This window comes from Macrococcus sp. PK, assembly GCF_022501545.1.
Classification (GTDB): domain Bacteria; phylum Bacillota; class Bacilli; order Staphylococcales; family Staphylococcaceae; genus Macrococcoides; species Macrococcoides epidermidis.
In genome coordinates, this window is the sequence record NZ_JAEPRF010000007.1 from 41,355 (window position 1) to 56,615 (window position 15,261).

At 33.7% G+C, this 15,261-nt stretch carries 15 protein-coding genes; 14 read left to right on the plus strand and 1 reads right to left on the minus strand.

Annotated elements, in window-relative coordinates:
- Window positions 1–67 precede the first annotated feature (67 nt).
- Complete coding sequence (locus tag JJJ02_RS05835; protein WP_240837932.1) at window positions 68–1,111, plus strand: glycosyltransferase family 4 protein; 1,044 nt, start codon at window positions 68–70, stop codon at window positions 1,109–1,111.
- A 61-nt stretch (window positions 1,112–1,172) separates the two neighbouring features.
- Here JJJ02_RS05835 and JJJ02_RS05840 read toward each other — a convergent pair whose 3' ends face one another.
- Window positions 1,173–1,802, minus strand: coding sequence for a YigZ family protein (locus JJJ02_RS05840; RefSeq protein ID WP_240837934.1), 630 nt, complete (start codon window positions 1,800–1,802; stop codon window positions 1,173–1,175).
- Window positions 1,803–1,944: 142 nt separating this feature from the next.
- Between JJJ02_RS05840 and fakB1 the strand changes: the two genes are divergently transcribed.
- The 13 genes from fakB1 (at window position 1,945) to uvrB (ending at window position 15,259) form a co-directional block, all read left to right on the plus strand.
- Window positions 1,945–2,799, plus strand: a complete 855-nt coding sequence (gene fakB1 / locus JJJ02_RS05845) for a fatty acid kinase binding subunit FakB1 (RefSeq protein WP_240837936.1) — start codon at window positions 1,945–1,947, stop codon at window positions 2,797–2,799.
- Window positions 2,800–2,867: 68 nt separating this feature from the next.
- Window positions 2,868–4,097 (plus strand): DEAD/DEAH box helicase, encoded by a 1,230-nt coding sequence (locus JJJ02_RS05850; protein ID WP_240837938.1) that lies wholly within the window; start codon window positions 2,868–2,870, stop codon window positions 4,095–4,097.
- A 103-nt stretch (window positions 4,098–4,200) separates the two neighbouring features.
- Complete coding sequence (locus JJJ02_RS05855; RefSeq protein WP_240837940.1) at window positions 4,201–4,773, plus strand: ComF family protein; 573 nt, start codon at window positions 4,201–4,203, stop codon at window positions 4,771–4,773.
- A 61-nt stretch (window positions 4,774–4,834) separates the two neighbouring features.
- Window positions 4,835–5,398, plus strand: a complete 564-nt coding sequence (gene hpf, locus JJJ02_RS05860) for a ribosome hibernation-promoting factor, HPF/YfiA family (protein WP_240837942.1) — start codon at window positions 4,835–4,837, stop codon at window positions 5,396–5,398.
- 201 nt (window positions 5,399–5,599) lie between these two features.
- Window positions 5,600–8,128: a preprotein translocase subunit SecA gene (gene secA / locus JJJ02_RS05865; protein ID WP_240837944.1), complete on the plus strand. Its 2,529-nt coding sequence runs from the start codon at window positions 5,600–5,602 to the stop codon at window positions 8,126–8,128.
- 5 nt (window positions 8,129–8,133) lie between these two features.
- Window positions 8,134–9,235, plus strand: a protein-coding gene (gene prfB / locus JJJ02_RS05870) for a peptide chain release factor 2 (RefSeq protein ID WP_240837946.1) whose coding sequence is annotated in 2 segments (ribosomal slippage) — window positions 8,134–8,196 and window positions 8,198–9,235 — 1,101 coding nt in all. Because the reading frame shifts where the segments join, the coding sequence is not laid out codon by codon here.
- A gap of 112 nt (window positions 9,236–9,347) precedes the next feature.
- Window positions 9,348–9,665, plus strand: a complete 318-nt coding sequence (gene cccB, locus JJJ02_RS05875; protein ID WP_096077097.1) for a cytochrome c551 — start codon at window positions 9,348–9,350, stop codon at window positions 9,663–9,665.
- A 123-nt stretch (window positions 9,666–9,788) separates the two neighbouring features.
- Window positions 9,789–10,817, plus strand: coding sequence for a LysM peptidoglycan-binding domain-containing protein (locus JJJ02_RS05880; RefSeq protein ID WP_240837948.1), 1,029 nt, complete (start codon window positions 9,789–9,791; stop codon window positions 10,815–10,817).
- A gap of 343 nt (window positions 10,818–11,160) precedes the next feature.
- Window positions 11,161–11,601: a CHAP domain-containing protein gene (locus tag JJJ02_RS05885; RefSeq protein ID WP_240837950.1), complete on the plus strand. Its 441-nt coding sequence runs from the start codon at window positions 11,161–11,163 to the stop codon at window positions 11,599–11,601.
- Window positions 11,602–11,719: 118 nt separating this feature from the next.
- On the plus strand, window positions 11,720–12,259 hold the full coding sequence (locus JJJ02_RS05890; RefSeq protein WP_096077094.1) for a TlpA family protein disulfide reductase: 540 nt from the start codon (window positions 11,720–11,722) through the stop codon (window positions 12,257–12,259).
- 15 nt (window positions 12,260–12,274) lie between these two features.
- Window positions 12,275–12,922 carry a YfbR-like 5'-deoxynucleotidase gene (locus JJJ02_RS05895; protein WP_096077093.1) on the plus strand — a complete coding sequence of 216 codons (648 nt, stop codon included), beginning with the start codon at window positions 12,275–12,277 and terminating at the stop codon, window positions 12,920–12,922.
- Window positions 12,919–13,149 carry a CsbA family protein gene (locus tag JJJ02_RS05900; protein ID WP_099580343.1) on the plus strand — a complete coding sequence of 77 codons (231 nt, stop codon included), beginning with the start codon at window positions 12,919–12,921 and terminating at the stop codon, window positions 13,147–13,149. The genes JJJ02_RS05895 and JJJ02_RS05900 overlap by 4 nt, the downstream gene beginning before the upstream one ends.
- Window positions 13,150–13,279: 130 nt before the next feature.
- On the plus strand, window positions 13,280–15,259 hold the full coding sequence (gene uvrB / locus JJJ02_RS05905) for an excinuclease ABC subunit UvrB (protein WP_240837952.1): 1,980 nt from the start codon (window positions 13,280–13,282) through the stop codon (window positions 15,257–15,259).
- Window positions 15,260–15,261 lie beyond the last annotated feature (2 nt).

A 15,261-nucleotide genomic window follows, 5' to 3' on the forward strand; every position in this document is an offset into this window, starting at 1 on the left:
ATAATTTGATAGGCGACATACGTATAATGTGCTATAGTAAAAAAGAATGAAGAGCTTGAGGTGGCTTATGTTTACATTAAAATTAATAATGATAACAATTATAATTTCGTTTATTCTAACACCGGTTATTATCAAATTTTCACATGTTGTTGGTGCACTGGATAAGCCTAATTTTCGTAAAGTACATACAAAGCCAGTTTCAGTATTGGGTGGTGTAGTCATTCTAATTTCTTTTCTTATTGGAATCTGGATAGGACATCCTGTTGAACCTGAAATTAAACCGATTATTATTGGTGCAGTATTAATTAATATGCTTGGAATCATTGATGATTTGTTTGATTTATCAGCAATTGTTAAATTAATTGGTCAAATAGGTGTGGCATTAATTGTTGTGATGCATGGTATAACGCTGGATCTCATAACGTTACCTTTTGGTGTCGTTATAGAATTCGGATATTTAAGTATACCGATGACGATTCTCTGGATTGTAGCTGTTACAAATGCAATCAATTTAGTCGATGGATTAGACGGACTTGCTGCGGGCGTATCGATGATTGCTTTAGGAACGATAGGTTTTATTGCGATACTACAACAAAATATTTTTATTATGATGTTATGCAGTGTATTAATAGGTTCATTAATAGGATTTTTACGATATAATTTTTATCCAGCAAAGATTTTTCTAGGTGACAATGGCGCTTTAATGCTAGGATTCATAATAGGTGTATTAAGTTTACTTGGGTTTAAGAACATCACTTTAATCTCACTGTTCTTTCCAATTATTATATTAGCGGTTCCATTTATTGATATGAGTTTTGCGATGATTAGAAGGTATCGTCAAGGTAAACCCATTATGCAGGCAGATAAATCTCATTTACATCATAAATTACTCGGCTTAGGCTATACACATGCCCAAACGGTCATTTTAATTTATTCAATTGCGATTTTATTTAGCATCGCATCAATAATTCTTTATCTTTCTACCCGAATTGGAGCAATATTAATTGTGACACTTATTATTATAACGATTGAATTAATTGTAGAATTTACTGGTTTAATAGACGATGATCATAAACCGATGTTAAAGACGATACGTCGTTTATTAAAATAATGTTTATTACATAAATTAAACAAGCAAGAGGAACAATTTATATTGTTCTCCTTGCTTTTTTTTACAGGTCAAAGGGCAGCATCATTTCTTCTTCAATTGAGTATTGGGCTGAATCCTGTGTTGTCTCAATAATAAACTGCTCAAACTGCTCTTTATCCTCAGCTGTGATCTGGACAACGTACGTAACTTTATCGGTATAGATTGTATCGAGAATAACGAAAGGTTCACTTGCTATCAGATGCTCAAATTTACCGGTATTCTCATAACTCAATATCACATGATATTTTAATGCATTTTTTATAATAACTTTTTCAGCGACTTTAATCCCTTCAACGACGCCACCCTGATAAGCACGAATAAGTCCTCCTGTACCTAATTTAACGCCACCAAAATAGCGTGTGACAATAGCAAGTGTATTATGCACATCATTCTTCTTTAATGCTTCAAGCATAGGGACTCCCGCTGTACCACTCGGTTCCCCATCATCACTTGCTTTTTGAATCTGATGCTGGTCACCGATAGTATATGCTGAACAATTATGATTAGCATCCTTATGTTTTTTCTTAATTTCAGCAATTTTTTCTTTTGCTTCATCTTCATTTTCTATCTTAAATAGATAGGTTATAAAGCGAGATTTATTAATAATCTCTTCATTTTCAATCTCTTTTTTTATCGTGATATAATTTTGCATCTTATCCCTCATAACTGATTAATTATTTGTAATATCATTTTAACAGAGTCATCAAAATATTATTAGACTATTTGTATTACTTTATTTTTAGTAATAAACGGTATAAAATATATGTTGGGATGTATTGGGACGGAGGTATTTTATGAAAACAGCTATTATTACAGATTCAACTGCATATATTCCTGAATCAATCCTGAAGTCAGAGGATATTCGTATCATTTCACTGAATGTTATCTTTAAGGATGAAATATATTTAGAAGAAAAGTATGATGCGCAAACTTTCTATGAAAGAATGCGTACTGAAAAAGAATTGCCAACGACAAGTCAACCGACAACAGGTGCGTATGTCGCTCTTTTAGAGGAATTGAAAGCAGAAGGTTTTACCGATTGTATTGCAATACATCTATCTAGTGGTATCAGTGGTACTTATCAAAATGCCATAACAGCTGGATCGATGGTTGATGGTATTAATCTTCATGCGTTTGATTCAGAAATTGCAGCGATGGCAATGGGCTTTTATGTTTTACGTGCAACAGAACTGAAAGATAAACTTAGTCCTGAAGCGATTATTGCTGATTTAGAAGAGATGAAGCAACATACAAATGCTTATTTTATTGTAGATGATTTAAAAAATCTGCATAAAGGCGGACGACTAACTGGAGCTCAGGCATTAATCGGCAGTATGTTACAAGTAAAACCAATCCTGCACTTTGAAGATACTAAAATTGTACCATTTGACAAAGTGCGTACAAAAAAGAAAGCACTTAAGCAGATTAAAGATTTGTTTGCACAGGAAATTAAAGATTACGAACATGTAACGGCTGTATTAATTCACGCAAATGCTGAAGAAGAAGCGGATGCAATTCTCGCTGATTTAAAAGCAGAATTTCCACATGTTAAATTTATTAAAAGTTATTTCGGACCTGTTATCGGAACGCACCTTGGAGAAAAGTCGATAGGTCTTGGATTTACGAATAAAAAGTTTGATATTTTATAACATTATCGTCTTATATTTTATATTACCGGCACACATTTATTTGTGTGCTTTTTTTTATGGAGGAAATGATGAGAAAATTAGTTTCAGAACAGAAGTCAGAGATTCCGGCAATCGAAATAGAAAGAAAAATAAAGTGTAATTTTTGTTTGAATGAAGATAAAAAACTATTCTATCACTATTATCATCATGGCTTTAAAGAAATAATATATTACTGCAGAAACTGTATTACACAAAGTATAAATTCCAGGCTATTTATTCACTATTACGAAACACCACAAAATAGTGAACAGATAAAGATTGATCTACCATTTAAGCTTACTGAACAGCAACGTAATGCCTCTCAATTTATTAAAGAACAAATAACACTTCAGCAATCTTGTTTATTATATGCAGTAACCGGTGCAGGTAAAACGGAGATGATCCTTGAAGGTATCGTGAAAGTTAGAGGAGAAGGAGGAAACGTTGCTGTTGTTTCTCCTCGTACAGATGTTGTAAAAGAATTATCGTTACGACTTAATATTTATTTGAAGACAGAGCAAATCAGTACGCTATATGCGGGTCATTCTGAAATAACACAGCCGTACTTTATTATCAGTACGATTCATCAGTTGATGTATTTTAAATCACACTTCGATTTGATTATTGTTGATGAAATTGATGCCTTTCCAGCACAACACGATCCTAGATTGATGAAATTATTAGAAAGAGCATTGACGCCAAAAGGTATTTTTGTGTACTTGTCAGCGACACCACCAAAAAATATTATTCGCGCTTGTAATGAAAATATTGTTTATTTACCGTTGAGACATCACAAAAGACCATTACCTGTCCCACAGTTTAAATATTTAAGTCATGAATCAGTAAAGAAGAAACTTGATGAAATGTTAAGAAATATCAAAGGAGATAAAATCATTTTAATCTTCTTCCATGATATACGATTAATGGAACAGACTTTTCGTTCTTTAAATAAAAATATACAAACAAAGACTGTATGTGTATATTCAGGTGATGATGAACGTCACGAGAAAATTGAAGCGATTAGAAATGTAAGCTATCAATTTGTTTTTACGACGACAATACTGGAACGAGGGTTTACGATGCATGGATTAAGTGTCTGGGTTATGAATAGTCATCTATTTCGAAGTGACAGTTTAATTCAAATTGCAGGTAGGGTAGATCGAAAAGGTGATGAAAGTAATGGAGAAGTCATCTTCTTTCATGATGGCATTAGTTTATCAATGTTAGCAGCAGTTAGAGACATACGACAGATGAATATAAGGGGTGCTCATGTATCATAATCAATGTATTATTTGTCATGAGAGAATAGCCAATCCCTTAACCATCGACAATCTATTTTCAAAGCTTGATGTTGTCTGTCAAAGTTGTATTGATAAAATGCTTATGACAACGGAGTGTAGACGTTGTCCAAATTGCAAGAAAAAACTTGAAGAAGGAGAAGCTAACTGTCTGGACTGTATGTTTTTTGAGAAACATTTCGGATTTGTGAATAAAGTCGACTATGTGTGCGATTATCATGAAATGGCAGCTAATCTAATACATCAGTATAAATCGAATTTCGATATTCTACTTGCACAAGCATTTGCATCATGTATAAATGCCAAATTTAATCGGCGCTATTTCAGACAGTTTGATTATATTATCCCATTGCCTATATCAGCAGAACGTCTAAAGGTGAGAGGGTTTAATCATATAACAGAAATTATGAAATATGTTAAAGTGCCATATCATCAGATAATTGAGACAGAATTTCGTGAGAAACAAATGAATCTTAGTAAAACTGAACGAATGCGTCAAGAAAATCCTTTTCGATTAAATCATCCTATTAAAGATAATTCACGCATCTTATTAGTTGATGATATTTATACGACAGGTTTGACGATCAGCCATGCGCGCAGTGTATTTTTATCCTATAAACATTGTGAAATCAAAGTGTTAGCGTTTGCAAGAGCCTGAATATTTGGTAAAATATAAGTAGGAAGAAACAACAAGAATAGTTTCAAAGGAGCGATTCATTATGATTAGATATGAAATCCATGGAGATAACATCTCAGTAACAGAAGCGATCAGAAATTACATCGAAGAGAAATTAAGCAAACTTGAAAGATACTTTACAAACGTGCCGGATACGAATGCACACGTAAAGATTAAAACTTATCAAGATGGAAAGTCTAAAGTAGAAGTAACAATTCCTCTTAAAAATGTTACATTACGTGCCGAAGAACGTCACGATGATTTATATGCAGCAGTTGACTTAATTGTTGAAAAATTAGAGCGTCAAGTACGTAAACACAAAACAAAAGTAAATCGTAAATTCCGTGAAAAAGGTATTGAAAAAGAAGTTTTCCCAAGTTTACCGGAAGTTGAAGAAGTACCAGCTGAAAAAGAGGATGAAATTGAAATCATCCGTTCTAAACAGTTTGACTTAAAACCGATGGATGCTGAAGAGGCGGTTTTACAAATGAATCTTTTAGGACATGATTTCTACATCTTTAATGATGCTGAAACAAACGATACAAATATCGTCTACAAACGTAAAGATGGTAAATATGGCCTTATTGAAACAACCGTTAACCAATAATTGAATTAAAGTATATATCAAACTGAAGCGATTTTTCGCTTCAGTTTTTTTTCTCGCTATAAATATATATCATTTATTTATATTTAATTTTTATGGTTTATTTTAACAGATAAAATATACGAAATATTTTTATAAAATCACGATAAGTGCTATTATTATTAGTTGAAGACGTATGTATACGTATTAAAAGGAGAGAACACAATGGGATTCATTAAAAAGATGTTAGATGGCAATAAAAGAGAACTTAAAACGTTATCTAAAATTGCTGATAAAGTAGAAACATTTGCAGAAGAAATTGCTTCATTATCCGATGAAGATCTTAAAAATAGAACAGCGAAATTTCAAGCTGATTTAAAAGAGATTGAAGATTATAGAAAACAAGAAAAATATTTAGATGATATTCTACCTGAAGCATATGCGATTGTCCGTGAGGCTTCAACGCGTGTGTTAGGTATGCGTCCATTTAAAGTTCAAATTATGGGTGGTACAGCGATACATCGTGGAGATATTGCGGAAATGAGAACTGGGGAAGGTAAAACGTTAACTGCTACAATGCCGGTTTATTTAAACGCATTAACAGGCCGAGGCGTTCACGTTGTAACTGTCAACGAATACTTATCTAGCACACAAGCAGAAGAAATGTCTCAATTATATAATTTCTTAGGCCTATCAGTAGGTGTTAACTTAAATCATTTATCTACTGAAGAAAAACGTGCTGCATATAATGCAGATATTACGTATAGTACGAACAATGAATTAGGATTCGATTACTTACGTGACAACATGGTTACGTATAAGGAAGAACGTGTTATGCGTCCTTTAAACTTCGCTATCATTGATGAGGTTGACTCAATCTTAATTGATGAAGCACGTACGCCATTAATTATTTCAGGTCAGGCTGAGAAATCAACGAGTCTTTATATTCAGGCGAATGTCTTTGTCAAGATGTTACGTGATGAAGAAGATTATAACTATGATGAGAAGACTAAAGGGATTCAGCTTACTGAGCAGGGTATAGATAAAGCTGAGAAAATGTTTAAAGTAGATAACCTTTATGATGTTAAGAACGTTAACTTAATGCATCATATTAATATCGCTTTAAAAGCAAATCGTTCAATGCTGAAAGATGTAGATTATGTTGTACAGGATGGCGAGATTGTTATCGTCGATCAGTTTACTGGTCGTACGATGCCTGGTCGTCGTTTCTCAGATGGGGTACATCAGGCAATTGAAGCAAAAGAAGCAGTTGAAATTCAAAACGAATCAAAAACAATGGCTTCAATTACATTCCAGAACTTCTTCCGTATGTATAATAAATTGTCTGGTATGACAGGTACAGCAAAAACAGAAGAAGAAGAATTAATGAATATCTATAATATGGCAGTTACACAAATCCCGACGAATAATCCAATTGCCCGTGTTGATGCAGCTGACTTAATCTTTGCTTCTGAAAAAGGTAAATTCCATGCTGTAGTCGATGAAGTCATTGAACGTCATAAACAAGGACAACCAGTGTTACTTGGTACTGTTGCAGTTGAGACGAGTGAATATATTTCTGATTTACTTAAGAAACGCGGTATTCGACATAATGTATTAAATGCTAAAAACCATGAACGAGAAGCAGAAATCGTTCAATATGCCGGTGAAAAAGGTGCTGTAACGATTGCTACCAATATGGCTGGACGTGGTACGGATATTAAATTAGGTGAAGGTGTTAAAGAATTAGGTGGATTAGCTGTTATTGGTACTGAACGTCATGAATCACGTCGTATCGATGATCAGTTACGTGGTCGTTCTGGACGTCAAGGTGATCCAGGTTTCTCAAGATTCTACCTTTCACTTCAGGATGAACTGATGGTGCGTTTCGGTTCAGAACGTATGCAGACAATGATGACGAAGCTAGGTATGAATGATGAAGCACCGATTGAATCAAAAATGGTTTCACGAGCAGTTGAATCCGCACAAAAACGTGTTGAAGGTAACAACTACGATAGCCGTAAACGTGTATTAGAATATGACGATGTTTTACGTAAACAACGTGAAATTATTTATGAAGAACGTAATGAAATCCTAGAAACTGAAGATTGTTCAGCAATGGTTCATGGCATGATTGAGCAATCTGTACGACGCGCAGTTGACTTCCATTTTGCTGGTGAAGAAGATACGCATGACTATGAAACGTTTATCAATTATGTTGAAGATATGTACCTTACTGAAGGTGCACTGAATGTTGATGATATTAATCGACGAGATAATGATGAAATATATGAAATTGTTATGAAAGCTGTTGAGAAACAATTATTACATCAACAAGATGAATTGGGCGAACAATTCTTAGAATTTGAACGTATGATTCTGCTTCGCACAATTGATATGAAATGGACGGATCATATCGATACAATGGATCAGTTACGTACAGGTATCCATTTAAGAAGTTATGGACAAATTAACCCGTTACGTGAATATCAAAATGAAGGCTTAACGATGTTTGATGCAATGCTTGAAAATATTGAAGACGATGTGAGTAAATATGTATTAAAATCTATCGTCGAAAAAGATGAACATGTTGAACGTGAACAAGTTGCAATAGGACAAGCAATGGTTGCAAATGACGGAAAAGAAAAAGTGAAGAAACAACCGAAAACAAAAACTGAGCCAGACATTGGTCGAAACGACCCATGTCCATGTGGTAGCGGAAAAAAGTATAAAAACTGTCACGGAAGAGAGTAGTCTGAATGGAACAATTTGAAATTAACAATGCTTTAAATGAGATTAAAGAGAAAATAGATAGCTTTAGGGGGTCTCTTTGACTTAGAAGAAAAAGAGACAAACATTCAGGAATATGAAGAGATGATGGCTAATCCGGATTTCTGGAATGATGGGGATAAAGCCCAAGAGATTATCAATAAAAATAATGCTTTAAAAGAAGTTGTAAATGGCTTTAATGCATTAGTAGAAAAGTATGAAAACATTGAAGTATTAATAGAAATGTTGAAGGAAGAATCAGATAAAGAAAGTGAAGCAGAGCTGATTCAACAACTTCAAAGTTTAACCGAAGATACAAATGAATTTGAACTTAAAATGTTACTGAATGGTGAGTTTGATGCAAATAATGCGATTTTAGAGTTACATCCAGGTGCTGGTGGAACAGAGTCACAAGACTGGGGAGAAATGCTCTTACGTATGTATCAGCGATTTTCAGATAAACGTGGATTTAAAGTTGAAACACTTGATTATTTACCGGGGGATGAAGCTGGAATAAAGAGTGTCACAATCTTAATTAAAGGCCATAATGCTTATGGTTATTTAAAAGCTGAAAAAGGTGTTCATCGATTAGTGCGTATCTCTCCATTTGATTCTTCTGGAAGACGTCATACATCATTTGTATCATGCGATGTAACACCAGAACTAAATAATGAGAATATTGAAATTGAGGTTAGGACAGAAGATATTAAAGTCGATACGTATCGTGCTAGTGGTGCAGGTGGACAGCACATCAATACGACAGACTCTGCTGTCCGAATCACCCATACTCCAACAGGAATTGTTGTTACTTGTCAGAACGAACGCTCTCAAATTAAGAACAGAGATCAGGCTATGAAAATGTTAAAGGCGAAATTATATCAGCGTAAGATTGAAGAACAAGAAGCTGAGCTTGCGGCAATTCGTGGTGAACAAAAAGAAATCGGCTGGGGATCACAAATTCGTTCTTATGTATTCCATCCTTATTCAATGGTGAAAGATCACAGAACAAATGCGGAAACTGGAAATACAGGAGCAGTGATGGATGGCGATCTTGATTTATTTATTGATGCTTATTTAAAAAGCCAATTATAAGCATTCCAAATGTTTAATAAAAGTATTAACGATAAAAGAGATAGAGACAATCATTTGTCACTATCTCTTTTTTGGGTATAATTAAAGTAATATAAAATATGGGGGTATTATCATGAAAAAATTATTTACAGGACTTGCACTTTCAGCATTAGTACTCGGGGCATGTGGAAATGGTGAAGAAGAAAAAACAACGGACAAAACAACTTCAAATGATCCAGGCAGAGAAGCATTTGCCAATAGTTCATGTATTGGATGTCATGGTAAAGACTTAGAAGGTGGAAGCGGACCAAACTTAACAAAGGTCGGAGGAAAATATTCTGAACAGGAAATTTTAGAAATTATAAAGAATGGTAAAGGCTCTATGCCAAAGAATTTAGTTGAAGGTAAAGATGCAGAAAATATAGCGAAGTATTTAGCAAAACAAAAATAATAAAATTTTATAGAATACTTAAAGATAATATTACAAGTACGTAACAAATGCCTGAAATTAGATGAACATATGATATATTATTTTTAAGTAAACACATGGGCTTACAGGAGGCATTTGTACAATATGAAAAGATTAGTTTTATCGATTGTTGGCTTAACAACAATCATTACAGTTGCTTCACAGGCACAAGCAAGTAATTATCATGTGAAGCAAGGTGATACACTTTATACGATTGCAAAAGAAAATGGTACAAGTGTCTATGAATTAAAGCTTTTAAACAATTTGAATGAAACACAGCTTACGCCAGGACAAAAAATAAAGATTTCATCAGATTATTATAAAGTGACAAAAGATGATACAGTACAGAGTATCGCGAAGAAATTTAAGATTACACCATTTGAAGTTAGATTCTGGAACAGATTATCTTCAAATGAGTTGACAATAGATAAAAAACTAATTGTTTCTGAAGATGCTTATCGTAAATATAAAGAAAAAAAACGTAAAAATCATCATGTAACGCCGGCGCTTTCACCGGATTCGGCAAGAATACTTGATGAAATTGATCAAAAAGAATTAAAAGAATCTATAAACAAAGAAGAAACTGATATTAATGAAGAAATGGATAGTACTGATATTCAAGTCACAGTAGATGAAAACTATTCATCTGTATCGGATGCCCAAAATATTGATGCTGAATATTATACTCAAAATAGTCAGTCATTGAATGAGTCATCGAATGCAATATCAGAAGAAAATACTCAATCAAATACACTAGTAGATAAGTCGACTCAAAAAAAACCATTCAATATGATTGAAGGCGATGTTGCACGAATAGCCCATCGCATTGCTGAAGGTAAATCATATGTTTATGGTGCCAACAGTAATAGTGCTGTAGATTGTTCAGCATTTGCGCAACAAGTCTTAAAGGCTTTAGGTAAATCAATTCCACGAACAACTTATGAACAGATGGCAGTCGGTACAAGAGTTCTACAGCCACAGCCAGGAGACCTTGTATTTTTTAATAATGGAAGTCATGTTGGAGTTTACATTGGCAATGGCCAGATGGTTGATGCATTGAATCCAAAAGCTGGAGTGGGCCAGCGAGCAGTAAATTACATTAGTGGATCGATTACAGGATATTATCGTTATTAATATGGTGTTTAATAGAAGCGCGTGTCTATTATGTCATGCGTTTTTATTTTTTAGTTTTTCCGATTTTCGATGCTATAAATTAATAAAATATAAATATATATATAATAATTTGAAAATTTGAAACCTTAATGAGAGAAGTAATATTTAAAGCATAAATCTACTATAGTATTACAAACTAAACATACTTTTGTAATATTGATGAAAAAAATTACGTGTGTCATGACACTTGTATTACATATCCGTAACATTGAATTCTTAATACTTTCTTTATGGTAATATAATTTCTGTTGATAAATAATTCATTATTTATACATAAATATATTATTCGGAGGAAAAAGAAATCATGAAAAAAATCGTTTTATCATTTATTACTACTATGATGTTATTGACTACTGCCGAGCTTACTGAAGTTATGCCACAATCACAAGTTAAAACAGCTGAGGCTGGTTCTTATGGATATTCAAATCCTTATTACTGGGGAAGTTGCGCATATTATGCATACCAACGTCGTGCACAATTAGGAAGACCGGTTGGTAAGTATTGGGGCAATGCGGCAAACTGGGCATATAAAGCACGTTATGCAGGATATAAAGTTAGAAGATCACCAATTAAAGGTGCTGTACTTGTTTCTCGAAGTGGATATTATGGTCATGTTGCAGTAGTGGAAAGAACATATAGAAATGGATCAATTTTAGTATCAGAAATGAATTATCCTCGTCAAGGTGTTAAGACGTATCGTGTGATTTCTAAATATCAAAAAGGAAACTATCAATATATTTATTAAAATTATACAGAAGATGAACATTAAATAGTTCATCTTCTTTTTTGTTTTTATATTGACTTAGGTTTAAACTTATTTCTAATTACGTTATGATAGACATAATAAATATTGAGGTGGAAAGATGAAGCATTTAATCACGGCAATACTTCTTTTTATATTTTTAAGTTTAGTGGGATATAGTATTTATCAAGCGACACAATTTAATACAGCTTCAGATGATGCAAAGCAGGTAACAACCCATGAACATCCTATCAACAATCAAAATATTAGTAATGTAACGGTAAATGATTTAGAATCAAATCAATTTAAATTGAAAGAACAATTAAAACATGATATCAATATCATTAATTTCTGGGCATCATGGTGTGGCCCATGTAATGAAGAGATGCCTGAACTTGTTGCTTTTGATAACGAGAAACCTAATCATGTAGGATTAATCGGTATGAATGTGCAGGACAAAGAGAAAAAGCGAACTGCGTTTATACAGCAGTATAAAGCGAAATACCCGATGTTAGTTTTAGATGAAGCTCAAATGAAACAATATAAGATTAACAATATTCCTACAACAATTTTTGTTGATAAAAATGGTAAGGTTTTAAAAACTTATATTGGTGAACTCAATAGAAATAAGTTAGAAAAAATAATAGCAGATTTAAAATAAAGAGGAGTGATTGTAGTGGGTGTACATCAATATTTTAAAAGTTTATCTGACTTAGAAAAGCTGATACGCTGTCCAGGTAAGTTCAAATATCAGGAGCATAATGTAGCAAGTCACTCATTTAAAGTTACAAAAATTGCGCAGTATCTTGCTACAGTTGAAGAATATCATGGCACTGAGATTAACTGGAAAAATGTCTATGAAAAAGCACTCAACCACGATTATCCTGAAATTTTTACAGGTGATATAAAAACACCTGTTAAATATGCTTCTAAAGAGCTTAAGCAATTATTCAGTGATGTGGAAGAACAGATGATTGCACGTTTTATAGACTCTGAATTTCCGGAAAGCTATCGAGCGATTTATCATGAACGATTAAAAGAAGGAAAAGATGAAACGATAGAAGGTCAAATCCTTTCAGTGGCTGATAAAATTGATTTACTATACGAGTCTTTTGGAGAAATCCAGAAAAGAAATCCAGAACCGCTATTCTTTGAAATATATGAAAAGAGCTTACGCACAATTATACAATTTGACCACTTACATTGTGTACAGGATTTCCTTGAAAATATACTTCCTGAAATGTTACAGGAAAAATTTATTCCACGTTCAGAATTAAAGGAATTAACGGTATCAATATTAGAAGTAAAAGAGTCAGATCTATGACGATATGGTATTGGTTAGCATCATTATTACCAGCGCTTATGGTCGTTATATTTAGTATGATTGTCAGAAATAAATACACGGGCATGATACTATCTACTATAGTAATCGGTGTATCAGTCTATAAAGGATTTTTTCATTCACAGATGATCGTATTTTTAGATACGATGAGTCTAATTATTGGTTATTTAATTGTGGACTTTTATAAATTAGATAAAGGAAATGACTAACAGTTCAAACATTTTATGTTCTGAGCTGTTTTCTTTTTATATGATAAAGTTAGTGTAATATCTCGTCCGAACAAATGTTTGTATTTTTTATTTTTTTTTTGGTAAAATATTATCGAAAAGGAGGGCGCATATGGAACATCATCCGTTTGTTATTAAATCAGATTATAAGCCTGCTGGCGACCAGCCAGAAGCGATTAAAAAAATCGTAGAAAGTATTAAAGAAGGTAAGCGTCATCAGACTTTACTTGGTGCAACAGGTACAGGTAAGACGTTTACAATGAGTAATGTTATTAAAGAGGTTGGTAAACCTACGTTAATTATGGCTCACAATAAGACTTTAGCAGGTCAATTATATAGTGAGTTTAAAGAGTTTTTTCCTGATAATCGTGTTGAATATTTCGTTAGTTATTATGATTATTATCAACCTGAAGCGTATGTGCCTTCTACAGATACTTTTATCGAGAAAGATGCATCGATTAACGATGAGATTGATAAATTACGACATTCGGCAACGAGTGCTTTATTTGAACGTGATGATGTGATCATCATCGCTTCAGTAAGCTGTATCTATGGATTAGGAAACCCTGAAGAATATAAAGATATGGTTGTAAGTATGCGTGTAGGGATGGAGATTGAACGCAATCAATTATTACGTAAATTAATTGATATTCAGTATGCACGAAATGACATCGATTTTAAACGTGGTACATTCCGTGTGCGTGGAGATGTCGTCGAAATTTTTCCTGCTTCTCGTGACGAGCAATGTGTACGTGTTGAATTCTTTGGAGATGAAATAGAACGAATTCGCGAAATTAACTACTTAACAGGAGAAGTTCTTAAAGAACGTGAACACTTCGCATTATTTCCAGCCAGTCACTTCGTTACACGTGAAGAAAAAATGCAGATTGCAATTGAACGTATCGAGAAAGAATTGGAAGAACAGCTGAAAAAATTTAGAGAAGAAGGTAAATTACTTGAAGCACAACGTCTAGAGCAACGTACGAACTATGATTTAGAAATGATGCGTGAGATGGGATTCTGTTCAGGCATTGAGAATTATTCTGTGCATTTGACATTACGTCCACTAGGTGCAACACCGTATACTTTACTTGATTATTTCGGTGATGACTGGTTAATCATGATGGATGAAAGTCACGTTACATTGCCACAGGTTAGGGGTATGTATAATGGTGACCAGGCACGTAAAAATGTGTTGGTAGATCACGGATTCAGATTGCCGAGTGCGCTTGATAACCGACCGCTTAAATTTGAAGAATTTGAAGCAAAAGGACATCAGTTTGTCTATGTTTCTGCAACACCAGGGCCTTATGAAATTGAACATACAGATGAAATGGTAGAACAGATTATTCGACCAACTGGATTACTTGATCCAATTGTTGAAGTACGTAAATCTGAACATCAAATTGATGACTTAATGGAAGAAATTAGACAACGTATTGAAAAAAATGAACGTGTACTCATTACGACATTAACGAAGAAGATGAGTGAAGATTTAACGACCTATTTAAAGGAAGCAGGAATTAAAGTTAACTATCTTCATTCTGAAATAAAAACTTTAGAACGTATAGAAATCATTCGTGATCTAAGATTAGGTGTTTTCGATGTACTTGTCGGAATCAACTTATTAAGAGAAGGATTAGATATTCCTGAAGTATCTCTCGTTGCAATTCTTGATGCGGATAAAGAAGGTTTCTTACGCAGTCATCGTTCTTTAATTCAGATAATCGGTCGTGCTGCACGTAACGATCAAGGGAAAGTTATCATGTACGCAGATAAAATGACTGATTCAATGAAGATAGCGATTGATGAAACCAATCGTCGTCGTGAAATTCAGGAGCGTTATAATACAGAACATGGCATCACACCGATGACCATTAATAAAAAAGTACGCGATATCATTAGTGCAACACCAGATGTTGCAGAAGATTTACCGACTAAAGATAAGAAAAAGAAAAAATTAACGGTAAAAGAGCGTAATGCAATGATTGAAAAAGTTGAGCATGAAATGAAAGAAGCAGCAAAAGCACTTGATTTTGAACGTGCTACTGAGCTGAGAGACATTTTATTTGAGCTTAAAGCTGAAGGGTGACA

What these genes read in the sequence shown, in the direction of transcription:
- uvrB (WP_240837952.1), top strand. Translation starts at nt 13,280, where the DNA reads ATGGAACATCATCCGTTTGTTATTAAATCAGATTATAAGCCTGCTGGC.
- secA (WP_240837944.1), top strand. Translation starts at nt 5,600, where the DNA reads ATGGGATTCATTAAAAAGATGTTAGATGGCAATAAAAGAGAACTTAAA.
- JJJ02_RS05885 (WP_240837950.1), top strand. Translation starts at nt 11,161, where the DNA reads ATGAAAAAAATCGTTTTATCATTTATTACTACTATGATGTTATTGACT.
- JJJ02_RS05880 (WP_240837948.1), top strand. Translation starts at nt 9,789, where the DNA reads ATGAAAAGATTAGTTTTATCGATTGTTGGCTTAACAACAATCATTACA.
- JJJ02_RS05900 (WP_099580343.1), top strand. Translation starts at nt 12,919, where the DNA reads ATGACGATATGGTATTGGTTAGCATCATTATTACCAGCGCTTATGGTC.
- hpf (WP_240837942.1), top strand. Translation starts at nt 4,835, where the DNA reads ATGATTAGATATGAAATCCATGGAGATAACATCTCAGTAACAGAAGCG.
- JJJ02_RS05835 (WP_240837932.1), top strand. Translation starts at nt 68, where the DNA reads ATGTTTACATTAAAATTAATAATGATAACAATTATAATTTCGTTTATT.
- cccB (WP_096077097.1), top strand. Translation starts at nt 9,348, where the DNA reads ATGAAAAAATTATTTACAGGACTTGCACTTTCAGCATTAGTACTCGGG.
- JJJ02_RS05840 (WP_240837934.1), bottom strand. Translation starts at nt 1,802, where the DNA reads ATGCAAAATTATATCACGATAAAAAAAGAGATTGAAAATGAAGAGATT.
- JJJ02_RS05850 (WP_240837938.1), top strand. Translation starts at nt 2,868, where the DNA reads ATGAGAAAATTAGTTTCAGAACAGAAGTCAGAGATTCCGGCAATCGAA.
- fakB1 (WP_240837936.1), top strand. Translation starts at nt 1,945, where the DNA reads ATGAAAACAGCTATTATTACAGATTCAACTGCATATATTCCTGAATCA.
- JJJ02_RS05890 (WP_096077094.1), top strand. Translation starts at nt 11,720, where the DNA reads ATGAAGCATTTAATCACGGCAATACTTCTTTTTATATTTTTAAGTTTA.
- JJJ02_RS05855 (WP_240837940.1), top strand. Translation starts at nt 4,201, where the DNA reads ATGACAACGGAGTGTAGACGTTGTCCAAATTGCAAGAAAAAACTTGAA.